This is a genomic window from Micromonospora sp. NPDC048898 (assembly GCF_043198035.1).
In the GTDB taxonomy this organism is placed as follows: Bacteria; Actinomycetota; Actinomycetes; order Mycobacteriales; family Micromonosporaceae; genus Micromonospora.
On record NZ_JBICUF010000006.1, the window covers coordinates 373037 to 391787 of the forward strand.

The 18751-nt window shown below is 72.4% G+C and carries 13 protein-coding genes; 8 read left to right on the forward strand and 5 right to left on the reverse strand.

All coding sequences use genetic code 11. From position 1 onward, the window contains the following. Positions 1-299 precede the first annotated feature (299 nt). The 7 genes from ACGFIQ_RS19570 to ACGFIQ_RS19600 all read left to right on the forward strand — a co-directional run bounded on the left by ACGFIQ_RS19570 (position 300) and on the right by ACGFIQ_RS19600 (position 9740). Positions 300-2438 carry a copper resistance protein CopC gene (locus ACGFIQ_RS19570; RefSeq protein WP_393245389.1) on the forward strand — a complete coding sequence of 713 codons (2139 nt, stop codon included), beginning with the start codon at positions 300-302 and terminating at the stop codon, positions 2436-2438. A gap of 65 nt (positions 2439-2503) precedes the next feature. Next, positions 2504-3103: a copper chaperone PCu(A)C gene (locus ACGFIQ_RS19575; RefSeq protein WP_393245391.1), complete on the forward strand. Its 600-nt coding sequence runs from the start codon at positions 2504-2506 to the stop codon at positions 3101-3103. A gap of 23 nt (positions 3104-3126) precedes the next feature. Next, positions 3127-4344, forward strand: a complete 1218-nt coding sequence (locus ACGFIQ_RS19580) for a Dyp-type peroxidase (RefSeq protein ID WP_393245470.1) — start codon at positions 3127-3129, stop codon at positions 4342-4344. After that, positions 4341-4937 carry a copper resistance protein CopC gene (locus ACGFIQ_RS19585; RefSeq protein ID WP_393245393.1) on the forward strand — a complete coding sequence of 199 codons (597 nt, stop codon included), beginning with the start codon at positions 4341-4343 and terminating at the stop codon, positions 4935-4937. The genes ACGFIQ_RS19580 and ACGFIQ_RS19585 overlap by 4 nt, the downstream gene beginning before the upstream one ends. Positions 4938-5079: 142 nt before the next feature. Beyond that, complete coding sequence (locus ACGFIQ_RS19590) at positions 5080-7185, forward strand: cytochrome c oxidase assembly protein (protein ID WP_393245472.1); 2106 nt, start codon at positions 5080-5082, stop codon at positions 7183-7185. Positions 7186-7334: 149 nt separating this feature from the next. Continuing rightward, positions 7335-8798 (forward strand): PepSY-associated TM helix domain-containing protein, encoded by a 1464-nt coding sequence (locus ACGFIQ_RS19595; protein ID WP_393245395.1) that lies wholly within the window; start codon positions 7335-7337, stop codon positions 8796-8798. A gap of 114 nt (positions 8799-8912) precedes the next feature. Next, positions 8913-9740: a GNAT family N-acetyltransferase gene (locus ACGFIQ_RS19600; protein ID WP_393245397.1), complete on the forward strand. Its 828-nt coding sequence runs from the start codon at positions 8913-8915 to the stop codon at positions 9738-9740. 48 nt (positions 9741-9788) lie between these two features. On the opposite strand, the gene ACGFIQ_RS19605 is transcribed toward ACGFIQ_RS19600, so the two are convergent. The 5 genes from ACGFIQ_RS19605 to ACGFIQ_RS19625 form a co-directional block, all read right to left on the reverse strand. Continuing rightward, entirely contained in the window at positions 9789-10670 is an 882-nt protein-coding gene (locus tag ACGFIQ_RS19605; RefSeq protein ID WP_393245399.1) for a TauD/TfdA dioxygenase family protein, read from the reverse strand. Between the two features lie 17 nt (positions 10671-10687). Next, on the reverse strand, positions 10688-11467 hold the full coding sequence (locus ACGFIQ_RS19610; protein WP_393245401.1) for an ABC transporter ATP-binding protein: 780 nt from the start codon (positions 11465-11467) through the stop codon (positions 10688-10690). Next, on the reverse strand, positions 11451-12497 hold the full coding sequence (locus ACGFIQ_RS19615; protein ID WP_393245403.1) for a glycine betaine ABC transporter substrate-binding protein: 1047 nt from the start codon (positions 12495-12497) through the stop codon (positions 11451-11453). The genes ACGFIQ_RS19610 and ACGFIQ_RS19615 overlap by 17 nt, the downstream gene beginning before the upstream one ends. A gap of 35 nt (positions 12498-12532) precedes the next feature. Then, positions 12533-13399 carry an ABC transporter permease gene (locus ACGFIQ_RS19620; RefSeq protein WP_393245405.1) on the reverse strand — a complete coding sequence of 289 codons (867 nt, stop codon included), beginning with the start codon at positions 13397-13399 and terminating at the stop codon, positions 12533-12535. A 174-nt stretch (positions 13400-13573) separates the two neighbouring features. Continuing rightward, complete coding sequence (locus ACGFIQ_RS19625) at positions 13574-14191, reverse strand: VOC family protein (RefSeq protein ID WP_393245407.1); 618 nt, start codon at positions 14189-14191, stop codon at positions 13574-13576. A 203-nt stretch (positions 14192-14394) separates the two neighbouring features. On the opposite strand from ACGFIQ_RS19625, the gene ACGFIQ_RS19630 reads away from it, so the two are divergent. Next, the gene (locus tag ACGFIQ_RS19630; protein ID WP_393245409.1) at positions 14395-18666 is read left to right on the forward strand and encodes a hypothetical protein; all 4272 of its coding nucleotides are present in this window, start codon (positions 14395-14397) and stop codon (positions 18664-18666) included. Positions 18667-18751 lie beyond the last annotated feature (85 nt).

Below are 18751 nucleotides of genomic sequence, written 5' to 3' on the forward strand. Positions count from 1 at the left end.
CTTCACGTGGACGCTATCCGACCGGCTCGGCGGTGGGGCGGGTTCCTCGAACCGCGCCAGCGCCCCACCGGCGGGCCGCGCACCTGTCAGTCGTCTTTGGCGCCGTCGAGCAGTGCGCGTCGCAGCGCCAGGCGGTGCTTCCGGCGGATCTCCGCCTCCCGGCAGCGTCGCTGGCCAGGGGATCTGTCCACCCGGGGCGTCCTGCCCCGGCGGCGTACGACCTCATCGTCGACTTTCGTCGTTCGAGGAAGAAGATCGTCACCTCTTGAAAAAAGTCTCGCGCGGGTGAGGATATCCAGATGCGTCGTCTCCCCCAGACTTGCGGGCGGGTGGTCTCGGGCCTCCTCGCGTTCCTCCTCGCCTCGGCGGTCGCCCTCCTCGCGTCCGCCCAACCCGCCGCGGCGCACGGGACCCTCGCCACGTCCACACCGGCGAGCGGCGCCACCGTGCGCGAGCCGTTGACGTCGGTGCGGCTCCTCTTCACCGAGAAGGCCGCCGCCAACGCGTTCTTCACGATCACCGCCCCGGGCGGCACTCGTGTCGACAACGGCTGGTCGCAGGGGGAGCCGCAGCCGCTGGAGAAGCCGGTACGGGAGTACTTCCTGGTCAACGGGAAGTTCGAGCCTCGGGAGTACACGACGGGGTTCCCCGCGGTGGTGGCCGTCGCCCACCTGCCCGCCAAGGGCCAGTACTCGGTGAGCTACCTGTCGGTCGCCTCGGACGGCGACCCCGTGCGGGGCACCCTGACCTTCCGCTACGAGGGGCGGGTGACGGCAGCGCCGAAGGGGTGGAGCCCGCCGTCGACCCAGCCGGACCCGGCGCTGGTGGCCGCCGCCGAGCAGCACAACACGTCCGGGCAGGCGTCGGCGGTGCCGACCACGGCGGACGATCCGTCGACCCCGGCGGCTGCGGCGCCCCCGGCGACCGGGTCGACCGACGAGAGCGGTCCCGGCGCACTGGCCTGGACCGGGTTGGCGTTGGTCGCGGCGGTCGGGGCGGTGGCCGGGTTCGTCGTCTGGCGTCGCCGATCGGCTCCTACGGGCCGGGGCCGTACCTCGGTGGCGACCTCCGGACGACGCGGCGGTGGCACCCGCGCCCCGAACAGGGCCGGCGCTGGCAAGACCGCCGGCGGCAAGACCACCGGGAACAAGACCGCCGGAGGCAAGACCGGCGCTGGCAAGACCGGAGGGGACAAGACCGGAGGGGGCAAGACCGCCGGGGACAAGACCGGCGGCGGCAGGGCCAGCGGGGCCAAGGCCGGCGAGGTCGGCGCGGCGGCCGGCGTCGTCGCGCGTACCGCGAGCGACAGGCGGCGGCCCGCCACCGTGCCGGCGGCGCGCAAGGGCGACACGGTCGTCACGGCCCGCACGGGCGTCACCGTCGAGCCGACGCCGACCGACCAGGTGGAGAAGCCCCTCGCCAGCACGGACGACGAGCCGGCGGTCGACCCCGGGCCACGGCCCGACACCGACCTCGCCGCCGCGACGCCCGGGTCCCGGCTGAGCAACACCCACCTCGCGCTGCTCGTCGGCGGGCTGGTGCTCGCGCTGCTGGCCGGGTTCGGGTTGGCCCGCATCGGGACCGGCGACGAGAACCCGGCGGGCCGCGACGCCCGACAGCCCGCGGGCGGTCCGGCCGCCGCGGGGCAGGAGGGCTCCGCGACCGACGGGCACCAACATCCGTCCGGTACGGGGCCGCACACGCATCGAGGTGACGACGCGACCGGCGCGGCGCTGGCGACCGGCACGACGGTCAGCGCCGGCGGCTACACCCTGCAACCGCTGGAGCGGACCCAACCCCCCGGTGTACGCGTCGACTACCGGTTCCGCATCGTCGGGACCGACCGGCAGCCGGCGACCCGCTTCGCGGTCGTCCACGACAAGCCGTTGCACCTGATCGTGGTCGGCCGCGACCTGTCCGGCTACCAGCACCTGCACCCGACGATGGCGCCCGACGGCACCTGGAGCGTCCCCCTGACGCTGGCGCGGCCCGGCGGCTACCGCGTCTACGCCGACTTCTCCGTCACCGCGACCAACGGCACGCAGATCCCGCTGGTGCTGGGCGTCGACCACACCGTGCCCGGCGCGCACACCCCGACCGCGCTGCCGCCGGCGCGGGCCGAGGCGACGGCCGGGCCGTACAAGGTGTCGATGAACGGCACCCCGACGGTGGGGGTGACGGCGCCGATGCACTTCCAGGTCAGCGCCGACCCGACCATTCCCGCCCAGCTGGAGCGGTACCTGGGCGCGTACGGGCACCTGGTCGTCGTCCGCGAGGGCGATCTCGGGTACGTGCACGTCCACCCCGAGCAGGAGTTGGTCGACGGGACGGTCAAGTTCTGGCTGACCGCACCGAGTTCGGGCCGGTACCGGGCGTTCTTCGACTTCCAGATCGCCGGGAAGGTGCACACCGCCGAGTTCACGATCAACGTGCCCTGAGACCGGAACTTTCTCCCCGCTGCGGCCGACCTAACAGCCAGCAGCGATCAACGGAGGAAGAACACATGCGCACCACCAGCCCGCTCGGTCTACGCCGCTCGGCCACCGTCCTCGCCACCGCGATCATGGCGGCCGGCGTCGCGGGTTGCGGCTCGTCCGACTCCCCGGCGACGGCACAGCCGGGCCCGTCCGCGTCGGCCTCGGCCAACCCCGACGCCGGTGTGGTCGGCATTCGTGACCCGTGGGTGAAGGCGGCCGACAAGGGCATGACGGCGGCGTTCGGGACCCTGGTCAACAACGGCGACAGCGATGTCACGGTGACCAGCGCCACCACCTCGGTGTCGCCGATGGAGCTGCACGAGATGGCCATGCAGGACGGCAAGATGGTCATGCGGCAGAAGCAGGGTGGCATCGTCGTCAAGGCCAGGGGCACGCACGCCCTGGAGCCCGGCGGCGACCACCTGATGCTGATGAACCTCACCAAGCCCGTCCAGGCCGGCGACGAGTTGACTGTCACGTTGACCTTCGGCGACGGCAGGACCCAGCAGTTCACCGCGGTGGCCAAGCCGTTCACCGGCGCGCAGGAGAGCTACGCCCCCGGGCACGGCGAGCCCATGACCGGCACGAGTGCCACGCCGGGAATGAGCATGAGCCCGGCGTCGTGACCGAGACACCACCCGTGCGGCCGGTGAGCAGGCGTGGTCTGCTCACCGGCGGAGCCCTGGCCGCCGGAGGAGCCCTGGCCGGCGCAGCCGCGATCGCCGCGACCCGCGCTGGGAAGACCGAGCCACCGGCGGCGACCGCCGCCGCCGACACGACGTTGGCGGCGACCGTCGGCGGCCTGGTCGAGCCGTTCCACGGCCCCCGGCAGGCCGGCGTGGCCACCGAGCCACAGGCGCACGCCTCGTTCGTGGCGTTCACCCTGCGGGCCGGCACCGACCGGGCCGCGTTGGGTCGGATGCTGCGGCTGCTCACCGACGACGCGGCCCGTCTCACCCGGGGCCAACCCGCGCTTGCCGACACCGAGGCCGAACTCGGGCTGCTGCCGGCACGGCTGACCGTGACCTTCGGCTTCGGGCCCGGCCTGTACCGGGCCGCCGGTGTCGACGACCGTCGGCCGGCCTCGGTCGCCGACCTGCCCTCGTTCCGCGTCGACCGCCTCCAGCCGGCCTGGTCCGGCGGTGACCTGCTGGTGCAGATCTGCGCGGACGACGCGGTCACCGTCGCCCACGCCCAACGAGTCCTGATCAAGGACAGCCGGCCCTTCGCCACCGTCCGGTGGGTCCAGCAGGGCTTCCGGCGCAGCCCCGGCGTCGAGCCGGGCGGCCACACCCAACGCAACCTGTTCGGCCAGCTCGACGGCACCGCCAACCCCCGGCCCGGCACCCCGCTGGACACCGCCCTGTGGGTGCCGGACGGCCCGGCGTGGCTACGCGACAGCACCACCCTCGTGGTGCGGCGGATCAGCATGAACATGGAAACCTGGGACCTGCTCGGTCGCGCCGATCGCGAGCTGGCCATCGGGCGGCGACTCGACACCGGCGCCCCCCTCACCGGCACCGCCGAGCACGACGAGCCCGACTTCGCCGCCACCGGCGCCGACGGGCTCACCGTCATCCCCGACTTCTCGCACCTCACCCGGGCGCACGTCACCGACGACCGGTTGAAGATCCTGCGCCGGCCCTACAACTACGACGGGGTGCCGACGGCCGAGGGCCACGCCGACAGCGGGTTGATCTTCACGTCGTACCAGGCCGACATCGCCCGGCAGTACCTGCCCATCCAACGCCGGTTGGCCGACCGGGACCTGCTCAACGAGTGGACCACGCCGATCGGGTCCGCCGTCTTCGCCATCCCGCCCGGCTGCCAACCGGGCGGATGGGTCGGCGAGCAGGTGCTCGGATGAGTCAGCCAACCCGGAGAATCGCCGTGACCGTACCGCCGTCCCGCCCCACCGCCGTCCGTTTCGGCGCGGCGGTGCTCGCCGTCCTCGTGACGCTGCTCGTCCCGGCCGCCCCGGCCTGGGCGCACAACTCGCTCAAGTCGGCGACGCCGGCCCGGGACGCGACAGTGCCGAGCGCACCGACCGAGGTCGCCCTCGAATTCATGCAGCGGCTCGACCCCGCGTTCACGACAATCGTGCTCACCGACGCCACCAAGCGGAAACTCGCCACCGGCGAACCGGTGGTCGCCGGTGCGAAGAGCACGGTCCAGGTGACCGACACACTGCCGAACGGGACGTACACCGTCGCCTACCGGGTGGTCTCCGTCGACGGGCACCCGGTGCAGGGGTCGTACCCGTTCACGGTGGCCGACCCCGCGGCCAGCGCCGCGCCGAGTGCCGACGCCGGTACGTCGGCGGCCACCCCCTCCGCCGTCGCCGGGGTGCGGAGGGACGGCGGCATGGGTGCCGGCGTACTCGTCGCGGGGGCCGTGCTTGCCGTCCTCGTCGCGGTGGCCGCCGGGCTGTTGTGGCGGCGGCGGGCCACCCGTCGCTGATCCGACCCGCTCTCGCGCGGTCGCGGTACCTCATCACCTCACAGGGCAAGGTCAACACGTGTCCGACACACATCCCCGGCAGCTCGCCAGCGACGATTCCCTCGGTGAGCCCACGGTCGCCACCACGTCGGCGGCCACCACCGTGGCGTCCGGCGGGCCGACCCGGCCCACGGGGTCGGCCCCGTCCACCGGGTCGGTCGCGTCCACGGCGGCGGCGCCGTCCGCCGCTCGGCGGCGGGGGTCTGCGCGGCCCGGCTGGTTCGTCGCGGTCGCCGCCGTCGTCGCGGGGGCCGCTCTGCTGGCGCTCGGCCTCCGGGTCGGAGGTGCCTTCACGGCCGCGCTGCCGGGCCTTCCCGACGCGGGACCGATCACGACCTGGGCGCTGCCGGCGGTCCGGTTGCTCTCCGACGGCCTCGCCACCCTCACCGTCGGTCTGCTGGTGACTGCCGCGTTCCTGCTGCCCGGGGACGGACGCAGCGTCTCGCCGCACGGCTACCTGCTCCTGCGGCGAGCCGGTGTCGCCGCGCTCGGCTGGTCCGCGACGGCTCTGGCCCTGCTGGTGCTGACGGTCTCGGACCTGCTCGGCCAACCGCTGGCGACGCTCGCCCCGGCGACGGTCATCAGCTTCGCCACCACCATCTCGCAGGGACAGTCGCTCACGGTGCAGGCCGGGCTGGCCCTCACCGTCGCGGTGCTGTCCCGGTCCGGGGTGTCCCGAGGGCTGGCCGCGACCGTCACGATCCTGGCCCTGGTGGCGGTGCTGCCCCCGGCCTTCACCGGCCACGCCGCCGGGGCGGGCAACCACCAGATCGCCGTCACCAGCCTGGCCCTGCACATCCTGGCAGCCGCGGTGTGGATCGGTGGCCTCGTCGCCCTGTGGATGGTGCGGCGCAGCCGACTGCTGGCCGACGCCGTCGCCCGCTACAGTCGCCTCGCGCTGGGCTGCTTCGTCGCCGTGTCGGCAAGTGGGCTGGCCAACGCCGCCGTCCGACTCGGCACCGTCGACCAGCTCTGGCAGTCCCGCTACGGCTGGCTGGTCCTCGGCAAGCTCGCCGCGTTGCTGATCCTCGGCACGCTCGGCGCGGCCCACCGCGTCCGTACGCTGCCCGCGTTGCGCGCCGGCAGGCGCGGGGCGTTCGGCCGGCTGGCCGCCGGGGAGCTGACCGTGTTCGCCGCCACGGTGGGGCTGGCGGTGGCGCTGTCGCGCAGCCCCACGCCCATCCCCGACGACGGCATCGACGCCGACCCGATCACCGAGCTGCTCGGCTTCCCGATGCCCGCCGCGCCCACTGTGGAACGTTTGCTCGGGCAGCCGTTGCCGGACATGTTCTTCCTGACCATCGGCGTCCTCGGCGTCGCCGGTTACCTGGCCGGGGTGCGCCGACTGCACACGCGGGGTCACCGCTGGCCGGTCACCCGTACGGTGAGTTGGCTGGGCGGGCTGCTCCTGCTGGCGGCGGTCACCAACCTCGGCGTCGCCCGCTACGCGTACGTGTTGTTCAGCGTGCACATGGCACAGCACATGGTGTTGTCGATGTTGGTGCCGATCCTGCTGGTCGGCGGCGCACCGGTCACCCTCGCGCTGCGCGCCCTGCGTCGACCGGCCGACCCGCACGTACGCGGCGCGCGCGAATGGCTGCTGAGCGCACTGCACAGTCGTGTGGCCAGAGTGCTCACGCACCCGCTCGTCGCGCTGGGCGTCTACACCGCCAGCCTGTTCGGCCTGTACCTCAGCGACCTGCTCGGTGCGCTGATGCGCTCCCACCTCGGTCACCTCGCGATGCTCACCCACTTCGTGGTCGCGGGCTTTCTGCTGTTCTGGGTGCTCATCGGTGTCGACCCCGGCCGCCGACGCCTACCCCCTCCCCTGCTGGTGATCATCCATCTGGCGTCGATGATGGCGCACGGGTTCTTCGGCCTGGTCCTGCTCCAGACGACCACCGTCCTCGCCCCCGACTGGTACATCGCTGTGCACCCCACCTGGGCGGCGTCGATGCTGGCCGACCAGCGGCTCGGCGCGGGCATCGCCTGGGCGTTCGGAGAGCTGCCCGCCGTTGTCGTCATGATCATCCTGATTCGCCAGTGGATGCGCGCCGACACGCGTGAGCAGGGCCGCCTCGACCGGGCCACCGACCGGGCCGACGCCACCGGTGCGGAGGACGACCTCGCCCGCTACAACGCGTTCCTCGCCGCGGCCGCCGGCACCCACCGCGATCGGCGCGGCACGGGCGGGCCCGACCAACCCTGACCTCGCAGCCTCGATCTTCGACATCTTCCGGGAACCACAGGGGTCGATGGCCCGACTACCAGACTGGGCCGACGCGACACGGCACCGGGCGACCAGACCAGGACGGGAAACGCCCTCGGGTGCTTCCCGACTCTTCCGATCGGATCACCATGTCTCTTACCGAGCTGTCCGGCACGCCGACGCCGGAAACCTCCACACCCGACAGACCGACCCGGCCGCCCCGGCGCCCGTCACCGTTCGGCGCGCTGCTGCTGCGGCTGCACTTCTACGCCGGCATCCTCGTCGCCCCGTTCCTGGTGGTCGCCGCGCTGACCGGCCTGGCCTACACCACGACCCCGCAACTCGACTCGTTCCTCTACGGCGACAAGCTGACAGTCGCCCAGGTGGGTGAGCGTCAGCTCCCGTTGGCGGAGCAGGTCGGGGCCGCGCGGAACGCGCACCCCACCGGCAGCATCGCCGCCGTGCAGCCCGGCGACGGCGACCGGACCACCAAGGTCGTGTTCTCCCTGCCGGAGCTCGGCGAGAACCAGCACACCGTCTACGTCAACCCGTACACGGCCGAGCCCCAGGGACAGCTCACCACCTGGTTCGGCTCCACCCCGGCCACGACGTGGCTGGACGACCTGCACCGCCACCTGCACCTGGGCACGGTCGGCGAAAACTACTCCGAGCTGGCCGCGAGCTGGCTGTGGGTGCTGGCGCTCGGCGGAGTCATCCTCTGGTGGCGGCGACGCAGCGCCGCCCGAGCCACCGCCCGGCACCTGCTCGTGCCGGACCTGTCCACCGGCAGGGGCGTCCGCCGCACCCGGAGTTGGCACGCCACCACCGGCATCTGGCTCACCGTCGGCCTGCTCTTCCTCTCGGCCACCGGCCTGACCTGGTCCCGCTACGCCGGCGCGAACTTCACCTCCGGTCTGGACGCGCTCAACGCCCGCACGCCGGAGATCTCCACAAGCCTCGCCGCCGTTCCGGCCGAGACCGGCGGTGGTCACCACCACGGTGACGCCGGGGCGGGCGGGACCGTCGAGTCGGCGGCCTTCGACCGGGTCCAGACGGTCGCCCGCGACGCGGGGCTCTCCGGGCCGGTCGAGATCATCCCCGCACCGGAGCCGGGCTTCGCCTGGACCGTCACGCAGATCGACAACACCTGGCCGGTCGCCAAGGACCGCATCGCCGTCGACCCGGCCACCAGCACGATCACCGCCCGCAGCGACTTCGCCGACTGGCCGCTGCTGGCCAAACTGAGCGGCCTCGGCATCCAGGCCCACATGGGTCTGCTCTTCGGCCTGGTCAACCAGATCCTGCTCGCCGCGCTCGCCCTCGGGCTGCTCTGCGTCATCGTCTGGGGCTACCGCATGTGGTGGCAACGCCGACCCACCCGCACCGACCGCCGCGCCCTCGCCGGCACCCCGCCGGCCCGTGGCGGCGTACGCGGCCTGCCGCGGTGGGCACTGCTGATCGGCGTACCGGTGGTCGTGGCGGTGGGCTGGGCGCTGCCGCTGTTCGGGCTCACCCTGCTCGCCTTCCTCGTCATCGACGTCGTGGCCGGTGCGGTGTCCCGACGCCGACGACCCGCCGAGGCTCCCACCTCGCCGGCACCCGCCGGGAGCTGACCGAGCGGTCCGGTTGCCCGTCCGAGGCAACTCCGCTCCATATATCACAAGCTGGGCTTCATCATCGGATGCGGTAGGTCGGGCCTGGGACCGGCACCGGGCGAGAATCGGCTGATGACCGACACGACCGACCTGACCCCGCTCGCCGAGGGCGTGGAGGGCGAGTTCATGTACGCCTACGAGTCGCGGGCGCCCGAGCCCGCGTACACCGATCTGGGGGTTGCGACCACGCGCATCGGCGGCGGTGTCGCCCTCGCCATGCGCAACGACCCCTCCGGCGGGTACTGGAGCAAGGCGCTCGGCTTCGGCGTCACCGAACCGTTCACCGTGCGGGTCCTGGATCGCGTCCTCGACTTCTACCGGGAGCAGGGCGTCGACCAGGCGGTCCTCCAGCTCGTCCCGGCGGTCCTGCCCGACGGCTTCGACGCGGTCGCCGCCGCACGTGGGCTGGAGCCGGGCAGCACCTGGATCAAGCTCGCCGCCCGAGCGGGTGACGTCGCCGCGGCGCAGACCCGCCTGCGGGTCGCCCCGGTGCCGGCGGCCGAGGCGCGGCGCTGGGCCGACGTGCTGCTCGCCGGCTTCGGCATGCCGGCCGGTGGGCTCACCGACATGCTGGCGTCGACCGTGGGCGAGTCGGCCTGGCGGCCGCACGCGGCGTGGGACGGCGACGAGGTCGTGGCCGGCGGCAACCTGTTCCTGCACGGCGAGGCGGCCTCGCTCAACGCCGCCGCGACGGCACCCGGGCACCGCGGCCTCGGTGCGCAGTCGGCGCTGATCGCCGCCCGCGCCCGCGCCGCGGCGGAGGCCGGGTGCCGGTGGCTGTTCGCCGAGACCGGAAAACCCACAGCCGGTACGCGGAACCCGTCGCTGGACAATCTGCGCCGGGCCGGCCTGGTGCCGCTCTACGAGCGCCGCAACTGGGTCTGGCGGCCGGCGCCCTGACCCCATCCTGGCCTGGCCCTCCCCGCGAGCGAGGAGGGCCACCGCGGCTCAGCGCGGCGGGCCACGCCAGGGATCGGCCGGACCCTGGGGGCGGTCGCCGCGCAGGGTGATGCGGTGCACGACCCGCCGTGCGCCGCCGTAGTCGCGGTTGGCGTAGTGGGCGGTGCTGCGGTTGTCCCACATCGCCACGTCGCCGGGGCGCCACCGGTGTCGGACCAGGTGCTCCGGCTTGGTGAGGTGGGCGTAGAGCAGGTCCAGGATGGCCCGGCTCTCGGCCTCCGACACCCCGACGATGTGCGAGGTGAAGCCGGGGTTGACGAAGATGCCCCGGCGGCCGGTCTCCGGATGGACGCGCACGACCGGATGCTCCACCGGGTCCAGTCGGGTGACGACCTCGCCGTCCCACACACTGCCCCGACCGCCACGGCGTTGGGCCAGGTAGTAGCCGAACTCGCGGTTGCCGTCGTGCACGGCCACCAACGTGTCGACCAGTCGGCGCACCGGCTCGGCGAGCGAGTCGTACGCGAGTTGGCTGTCCGCCCAGGTCGTGTCGCCGCCACTGGGCGGCAGCGTCACCGCGCGCAGGATCGACCCGAGCGGTGGGCGGGCGACGAAGGTGACGTCGGTGTGCCACACGTCGGCGAAACCGTCGTCGGCGCTGTCCAGGGCGTACACCTCGGGGTGCCGCGCGTCCACCCCGCCGACCACGGGGTGCGAGGCGGTCAGCTCGCCGAGCCGGCGACCGAGGCGTACCTGCCCGTCGTCGTCGAGGCGCTGGTCGGCGAAGAACAGCACCTTGCGGTCCACAAGTGCGGCGCGCACCGCCGCGAGGTCGTCGTCCGTGGCTCGGTGCAGGTCGAGGCCGCGCACCTCGGCGCCGAAGTGCGGCCCGAGTGGGTCCAGGGTCAGGTGCAGCAGGGTGTCGGTCATGGTGGTGCCCCTCACATTCAGGCGGCGGCGGCACGCACGGCGTGGCCGATGGTGGCGCGCAGGGCCGCGTACTCCGGTGAGCCGCGCAACTCGTCGGGTTCGACGCCGCTGCGCGGAAGGTCGACGTCCAGGTCGAGGGCCACCCGGCCGGGCCGGCGGGTCAGGACGATCACCCGACTGCCGAGGAAGACGGCCTCGTCCACGCTGTGCGTGACGAACACACACGTACGGCCGGTCTCGGCGGTGACCCGGCGCAGGTCTTCCTGCAACCGCTCCCGGGTCAGCGCGTCCAGCGCCGCGAACGGCTCGTCGAGCAGCAGCAACGGGTTGTCCACGGCCAGCGCCCGCGCGATGGCCACCCGTTGCTGCTGGCCGCCGGAGAGCTGCCAGGTGCGGCGGTGCGCGACGTGCGGCAGGCCGACCCGGTCCAGCAGGGCGGTCACCTGGGGAGACCGCTCGGGCCGGGGCACACCGGCGTAGCGCAGCGCGAGACCGACATTGCCGCCGACCGTCTTCCACGGCAGCAGCCGGGGTTGCTGGAAGACCAGACCGGCGTTGCGGCCGGGCACCGGCGGCCGGCCGGCGGCGGTCACCATGCCGGCCGTCGGCCGTTCGAAGCCGGCGATCAGCCGCAGGAGTGTGGTCTTGCCACATCCGGAGGCGCCCACGAGGACCAGGAAGGTGCCCGGGGGTACGCGGAGGTCGAGCGGGCCGAGGGCGGTGACCGCCGCCGGCCCGGTGCCGTACGTGTGGGTGACGTCGCGGACCTCGACCGCGGCGTCAGGGCTGGAGGACACTCGGCAGGCCCTTGGTGTAGACGGCCGCCTCGAACACCGACCGGTCCGGTATCGCGTCGACCTTCTTCTGCCCCTTGAGGAAGACCGCCGCGTTGTACAGGTTGTCGGCGAGCGCGCCGACCTTCTCGGGCGAGCCCAGCCACTCGGGGCTGGCCAGGTCGGCGGGCTTGAGGAACACGCCCTGACTGAGCTGGTGTTGGGCCGCGGCGGTGTCCAGGTTCAGCTCCCGACCGACGGCGGTCGCCGCGGCGGTCGGGTCGGTCGCGATGAGGTCGAGGGCCTTCGCCTCGGCCCTGCGCCACGCGTCGACGGCCTCGGGGTGGGCGTCGGCGAACGCGGTGGACACCACGCCGAGGTCCAGTGTGGGCTTGCCGGCGGCGGCCAGCTCGCGGCTCGTGACGAGCACCTTGCCGGTCTTCTTCAGGTCGTCGAGCGAGGGCAGCCAGGAGTACGCGGCGTCGAGGTCGCCCCGGGTCCAGGCGGCGAGGATGTCCGGCGGCTCCAGGTCGACAAGTGTCACCTCGCTCTCCTTGACTCCGGCGCGCTCCAGGGCGGCGAGCAGACTGAAGTGCGCGGTCGAGGCGAACGGGGTGCCGATCTTCTTGCCCCGCAGGTCGGTGATGGTGGCGACGTTGGCGGCGTTGCGGGCGACAAGCGCCTCGTTGTCACCGGCGACGTCGAGGACGAAGGCCACCTTGTAGGGCAGGTTCAGGGGCGCCGACAGACCGCGCGCGACCGGGCTGGAGCCGATCGCGGCGATGTCCACACTGCCCGCCGCGAACGCGGTGTTGATGCTCGCGCCGGAGTCGAACTTGGTCCAGGTGATCGCGTAGTCCGGCAACGCCTCCTCCAGCAGCCGCTGGTTCTTCACGATCAGGTCGCCGCTCGGGAACGCCTGGTAGGCGAGCCGGATGCTCTTGCGCTGCGGGTCGCCGCCGCCGCTGGCGGCGCCGTTGCCGCACCCGGCGAGGGGGACGGCGGCCAGCAGCAGGGCAGTCGCGAGGAGAGTTCCGACAAGTGGTCTGCGCACGGGACGTCCGTTCTGCGAGGTGGGGAACAGCGCGGTCAGCTTCGACCGCGCCAGGGAACGAGCCGGTCCTCCGCGGTGCGAAGCAGTGCGTCGATGAGGAGGCCGGACAGGCCGATGGCGAACAGACCGAGCACCACCACGTCGGTCTGCGAGTACCGTTGCGCGTCGCGGACCATCCCCCCGATGCCCGGTACGCCGTTGATGGTCTCGGCGGCGACCACCGACGAGTAGGCGATGCCCACGGCAAGCCGGATGCCGGTGAAGATCTCCGGAAGCGCGTGCGGCAGCACCACGTCGCGGGTGACCGCCCAGCGCCCGCCGCCCAACGCCCGGGCCGCCTCGACGAGGGTGGCGGGCGCGGCCTTGACGGCGGAGGCCGTGGCGACCGCGACCGGGGGCAGCGCGGCGATGGACAGCAGCCACAGCTTCGGCGTCTCGTCGATGCCGAACCAGATGATGAACAGGCTGAAGTACGCCAGGGGCGGCAGCGCACGGACGAAGGTGACGACCGGTTCGGTCGCGACCCGCACCCAGGTGACGGTGCCCATCACCAGGCCGAGCACCAGCCCGGCGGCCACGCCCACCACCGAGCCGATGAGGATGCGCCGCAGACTCACGCCGAGGTGCTCGATCAGCAGGTGACCGCTGTAGCCCCGGACACCGTCGTGCGTGGTGGACGTCTGCACCAGGCGGGCCCACACCGCGCCCGGCGACGGGATGAACGTGGGGTTGTCGGTCAACACCGCGAGGATCTGCCAGAGCGCCAGCAGGACGACCAGGGACACGGCGCGCAGCGCGACGCGTCGCCACCACCCGGCCCGCTCCCCCGCCCGCGGTGGACGTGTCGGTGGTGGGGCACCGACATCGGAGCCCACGGTCTGCGCCGCGGTCACAACAGTCATGGCTTCTCCCGATCAGGATGACCTACTATTCCTACAGTTTTAGTGGGATATACACAAGGGATCGCCCACTGCGTGGAATCTCGGCGCGGGACGGGCTCAGCCTGCGGCGGGAGACGACGACGCCGGCGAGTCGTCGTGCTGACCCACCGGCATCAGGCCGACCCCCACCCGGGCTCACTCGGGCGGCTTGGCCCCCGACTGCTCGCTCACCAGGTACGCCGCGTACCAGTCCGGCCAGTTGTCGTCGTGCTGGCCGGTCCGCTTCTCGTGCTCACCGTGCGCGGCGGCCGCGCGCCGAAGCCCGTCCGCCAGGTCGCTCGTGGAGCCGAACGACGTCAGGCCTCCCTCGATGCGCCCGGGCAGCCTGGTCGTGATCTCCTGGAGCAGCCAGGTGTTGCCGTCCGGATCGCGCAGCGTGGCGCGCGAGAAGTAGCTGCGCCGCTGCGGGTCCGGCCCGTCGACCGGACCGTCCGGGCTGACGTGGAAGACGTCGCCGACCTCGACACCGGCGGCGACGAGGGTGTCGTGAGCCGCCTCGATGTCGGACACGACCAGGTACGCCACGGCCGAGCCGGGTGCCGCCGACGTGAGCCCGGGGCCGAACTGCACCGAGCACGGGGAGCCGTGCGGCGTGAGTTGCACGATGCCCGGCGGTGTCTGGTCGAGCCGCCACCCGAGCCGTTCGTAGAATGCCTTCGCCCGGTCGACGTCCGACACCGGGATGACGATCACCTCCAGCTTCACGTCGACGCTCTCGATGCTCGCCGCACCCTGGGCACTCTTCGGGCTCATCGCTGTCCCCTCCCGATCCGCCGATCACCGAAACCACGTGCCGGATGCCGCCTTCCCGGCATCGGCCGGACGACACCCCGGCGCACCCCGAACAGGGCGACCGACTAGCAGACGGGCATTCGAGGGCTGCCGCCTTTCCGACAGATCGGTGTGGGCCCGCCCGGTTTACGATGTTCGGCAGGTCCGGCCCTGGGTGGGAACGATTGACCAGCGAGAGCGACGACGCGCAGTTGCGCGACAAGATGCGCGCGGCGGTGGCCGGGCTCGCTCGCCGCGGCGGAGTTCTCAAACAGTCCTCCGGCCCGTACCTGGTCGGCCTTTTGTGCGCCACGAGCTTGGTGCCCGTGGTGGCGGCCGGGTTGACCCACACGTCTGTCGGTCTGGCGATCTCGGCGGGTCTCGGCTCGGTTGGTGCGAACGTTCTGACGAACGTCGTCTCCACGGCGATCGAGCACCTGCGTGGGGCTGAGCCCGATCGGTCTTCGCCCGAGGCGATCGAGCGGGAGCTGATCGTCCTGCTCGACGAGGTGCTGTCCGAGGATGGAGAGCGGGCGAGCGTCGCGCGGGCCGAGATCGCGGAGTTGCTCAAGCGGATCGACGCGGTGGGTGCCCTGGTTGAGGCGGGCGACGCGGAGCTGCGGGACAGCGTTCTGGAAACTCTGGCATCGCTCGCGAGCCGGTTCGCGGAGTTCCGGTTCGTCGTGGCGGAGGCGCGACAGGCGCTGTGGCGTGTCGAGGCCGCGCTGCGTCGGCAGGAGGAACTGCAGCGTGTCGGGCTGGAACGGGTTGCCGACCAGCAGGTGACGTTGCGGCTGGTCTTGGAGAAGGTCTCCGCCGTGGAGGCTCGTACGAGCGCTGATCCGGGCGCGTCCGTGCGGGCGGCGCCCTGGGTGGGGTGTCCGTACCGGGGCCTGGCGCCGTTCGAGGAACGCCACTCGGGCGTGTTCTACGGGCGCGCCGAGGCGACCTCGCGTCTCGTCCAGCAGTTGGCTGCCCGGTTGGCCCACGGCCAGATGCTGTTCCTGGTCGGCGCGTCGGGCGCGGGCAAGTCCTCGTTGCTCCGGGCCGGTCTGATTCCTCGATTGGCCGGCGATCGGCTGGTCCCGGGCTCGGCCGCCTGGCCACGCCGGGTCATGACGCCGACCGGTAACCCGCTGGAGGAGCTGGCCGCTCATCTGGCGGACCTCGCCGGCACGGATGCTGCCGCGGTTCATCGGTCCCTGGTCGCTGATCCGTCCAGTGCCCGGTTGCTGGCGCTGCAGGCCACGCGTGGCGATGCGTCCGGCGGGGACGGTGTGCTCTCCGGGCGTCTGGTTCTGGTCATCGACCAGTTCGAGGAGTTGTTCACCCTGGTCGCCGATGATCCGCCGGGTCGGCAGGTGCGGTTGGCATTCGTCGCCGCGTTGCAGGCGATGGCGGCCGTGCGTCGCACGGGCGATCTACCCGCCGCGTTGCTCGTCGTCGCGGTGCGCGCCGATTTCCTGGACCGGGCCGCCGCCTATCCCGAGTTGCGCGAGGCGTTGCAGGCCGACTCGTTCCTGCTGGGGCCGATGACCGAGGCGGAGCTGCGCCTGGCGATCTGTGGGCCGGCCGCCGAGGCCGGCGTGGCACTCGAGCGGGGCCTGGACGAGGCGATCCTCGGAGAGTTGCGCGATCGCACGCTGGTCACCGGCTTCGACGCCGGTGTGTTGCCCCTGTTGTCCCAAGCGATGCTCGCCCTGTGGGAGTCGCGCGACGGAGGCCCGCTGACGGTGCGGGCCTACTGGCGGATGGGCGGGGTCGGGCAGGCCGTGCAGAGCACCGCCGAGTCGGTGTACCAGGCGTTACCGGCCGCCAGTCGCGAGGCCGCACGCTCGGTCTTCGTTCAGTTGACGGTTGTCACCGGCAGCGGACAGCTGGCCTGCCGCCGGGCGACCGGCGAGGAATTGGGGGTCGCGACGGGCGTTCCGCAGGAAGACCTCGACGCGGTTCTGGCCTCGTTCGCCGGCCGCCGGTTGATCGTGCTGGAGCGTCACACAGTCCGGATCGCCCACGACGCCCTGCTACTGGGGTGGGCCAGGCTACGCGGCTGGCTGGACGCCGAACAGGCCGACCGCACGCTCTATCGGGAACTGGCGGAGGACGCGTCGCTCTGGGACAGACGCGGACGCGACGTGTCGTTCCTCTATCGCGGCTCGCAACTGGGCTCGGCCGTGCGGGCGGCCGAGCGCTGGAGCGCGACAGCGAACCGGTTTCCGGCGCTGGCGCCGGGTACGCAGGAGTTCCTGACCGCCAGCAAGAGGGCCGCGGACCGCAACGCCTGGGTACGCCGCGCGGTCATGGCGGCTCTGTCGATGCTGACGATTGCGGCACTGGTGGCGGCCGGGCTTGCCACCAGCCGCCAAGCGGACCTGCGCCGGCAGCAGGCCGTGGCATTGTCGCGCCAACTGGCCGCGCAGAGTCAGGTCACCCGCCAGCATGACCCTCTCCTCGCCGGCAGGCTGGCCGCCGCCGCATGGCGGATGGCTCCCACCGACGAAGCCTTCGCCAGTATGCGGATGCTGATCGCGGAACCCCGCTCGGTGCTCTACGGCCACACGGCGAGCGTGCATGATGTGACGTTCAGCCCACGCGGACAGCTACTGGCCAGCGCCGGCGGCGACGCGACGGTACGGCTGTGGGACTCGCTCACCGGCCTGCCGATCGGCCGCCCGCTGGTCGGTCACGAGGGCAGAGTGAGCCGCGTGGCATTCAACGCCGACGGATCACTACTGGCCAGCGTCAGCGACGACGGCACCGTCCGCCTGTGGGACCCGGCCACCGGCGGCCCGGTCGGTGGCCCTCTGACCGGCCACGAGGGCCCGGTGGCAACTGTCGCGTTCCACCCCCGCGATCGCCTGCTCGCCAGCGCCGGTGACGACGGCACCATTCGGCTCTGGAACCCCGACACCGGTTCCCCGGTCGGTCAACCGTTGACCTCCCGTTCCGGGCCGGTCACCGCGGTCGCGTTCAGCCCGGACGGCCGGCTACTTGCCGCAGCATCCCGATCGGCCGACGGGCACGGTGTGATCCAGCTCTGGGATCCGGCCACCCGCCGCACCGTTGGTAGGCCGCTGACAGGGCACACCGACTGGATCTGGAGCCTGGCGTTCAGCCGCGACGGTCGGCTGGCCAGCGCCGGCCTGGACGGCAGCGTCAGGCTGTGGGAGCCGTCCACGGGCGGCTCGGCGGGACCGGTGCTCAGCGGCAGTGGCAGCAAGGTAACCGGGGTGGCGTTCACCCCGGACGGTACGCGGCTGGCCAGCACCGGCGCCGACCGGACGATCCGGCTGTGGAACGCGGTCGACGGCAAGCCCATCGGCGCACCGCTGACCGGCCACGGCAACTGGGTGTGGAGTGTCGCGTTCAGCCCTCACGGACAGCTGATGGCGACCGGCAGCAGCGACGGCACGATCCGGCTGTGGGATGCCGCAAGCGGCCAACCGGTTACCAGGTCGACGGGGATCGGCCGGGGCTACCTGAGCGACGTGGCGTTCAACCCGGACGGCAGCCTGGTTGCCACCGCGAACGGCAACGACCGGACGATCGGCCTCTGGAACCCTGCCACGGGGCGGCCACTCGGCAAGTCGATCGACGCCCAGCAGCAAGACGTCACCGCTGTCGCGTTCAGCCCGCAGGGCTCCATCCTGGCCAGCGGCGGCAGTGACGGCAGCATCCGGCTCTGGAACCCCGCCACCCGCCGGCCAATCGGCCGCCCGCTGACCGGCCACCGGAAGGGGGTGACCGCACTGGCCTTCAACCGTGACGGAACGCTGCTGGCCAGTGGCGGTGACGAGCAGACGGTACGGCTGTGGGACCCCGCCACCGGCCAGCCGGTCGGCGACCCGTTGGCCGGCCATCCGGGCACGGTGAACGCGGTGAGCTTCGGCAGCGACCTGCTGGCCACGGGAGGCGACGACGGCACGGTTCGCCTGTGGAACCCCGCCACCGGCCAAGCCGTCGGCCATCCGTTGACCGGCCATCGCGGCCCGGTGACAGTGGTGCGCTTCAGCCGCGACGGACACCTGCTGGCCGCCGGCGGTGAGGACGGGACCATTCGCGTGTGGAACCCCGCCACCGGCGGACAACTGAGCACGATGACCGCCGGAAACTCCGTCCGCGTCTCCGGCCTCGACTTCAGTCCGGACGGGAGCGTCCTGGCCAGCGGCGTCAGCCAGGACGACGCCGTACGCCTGTGGGATCCGGCAGACGGCCGGGAAATCGGACGACCGGTATCCGTCGCGACCGAATTGACAAGTGCACTGGGTGTCAACGCGTTGACCTTCAGCCCGAACGGCAAAATCATCGCGCACATCAGTATACGCGGACTATCCATCACCGACCGCGCTGTCGTCGCCGATACGTTCGGGACGGTCTGCTCCCTCTACGGGTCGCTGGCCAGCGATGAGTGGAAGACATACCTCCCCGGAAGGCCCTTCGCAACCGTCTGCCCGTAGCGCGACAGGCAGCCGATCAAACAATTAGCCTTTCCCGTACGGCAAAGATTCCTATCGATCATGAATAGGGCGATATGAGGATGCT

Bases quoted from the DNA above. Each gene is read 5' to 3' on its own strand.
- ACGFIQ_RS19570 (WP_393245389.1), top strand. From the start codon at position 300: ATGCGTCGTCTCCCCCAGACTTGCGGGCGGGTGGTCTCGGGCCTCCTC.
- ACGFIQ_RS19575 (WP_393245391.1), top strand. From the start codon at position 2,504: ATGCGCACCACCAGCCCGCTCGGTCTACGCCGCTCGGCCACCGTCCTC.
- ACGFIQ_RS19585 (WP_393245393.1), top strand. From the start codon at position 4,341: ATGAGTCAGCCAACCCGGAGAATCGCCGTGACCGTACCGCCGTCCCGC.
- ACGFIQ_RS19595 (WP_393245395.1), top strand. From the start codon at position 7,335: ATGTCTCTTACCGAGCTGTCCGGCACGCCGACGCCGGAAACCTCCACA.
- ACGFIQ_RS19600 (WP_393245397.1), top strand. From the start codon at position 8,913: ATGACCGACACGACCGACCTGACCCCGCTCGCCGAGGGCGTGGAGGGC.
- ACGFIQ_RS19605 (WP_393245399.1), bottom strand. From the start codon at position 10,670: ATGACCGACACCCTGCTGCACCTGACCCTGGACCCACTCGGGCCGCAC.
- ACGFIQ_RS19620 (WP_393245405.1), bottom strand. From the start codon at position 13,399: ATGACTGTTGTGACCGCGGCGCAGACCGTGGGCTCCGATGTCGGTGCC.
- ACGFIQ_RS19625 (WP_393245407.1), bottom strand. From the start codon at position 14,191: ATGAGCCCGAAGAGTGCCCAGGGTGCGGCGAGCATCGAGAGCGTCGAC.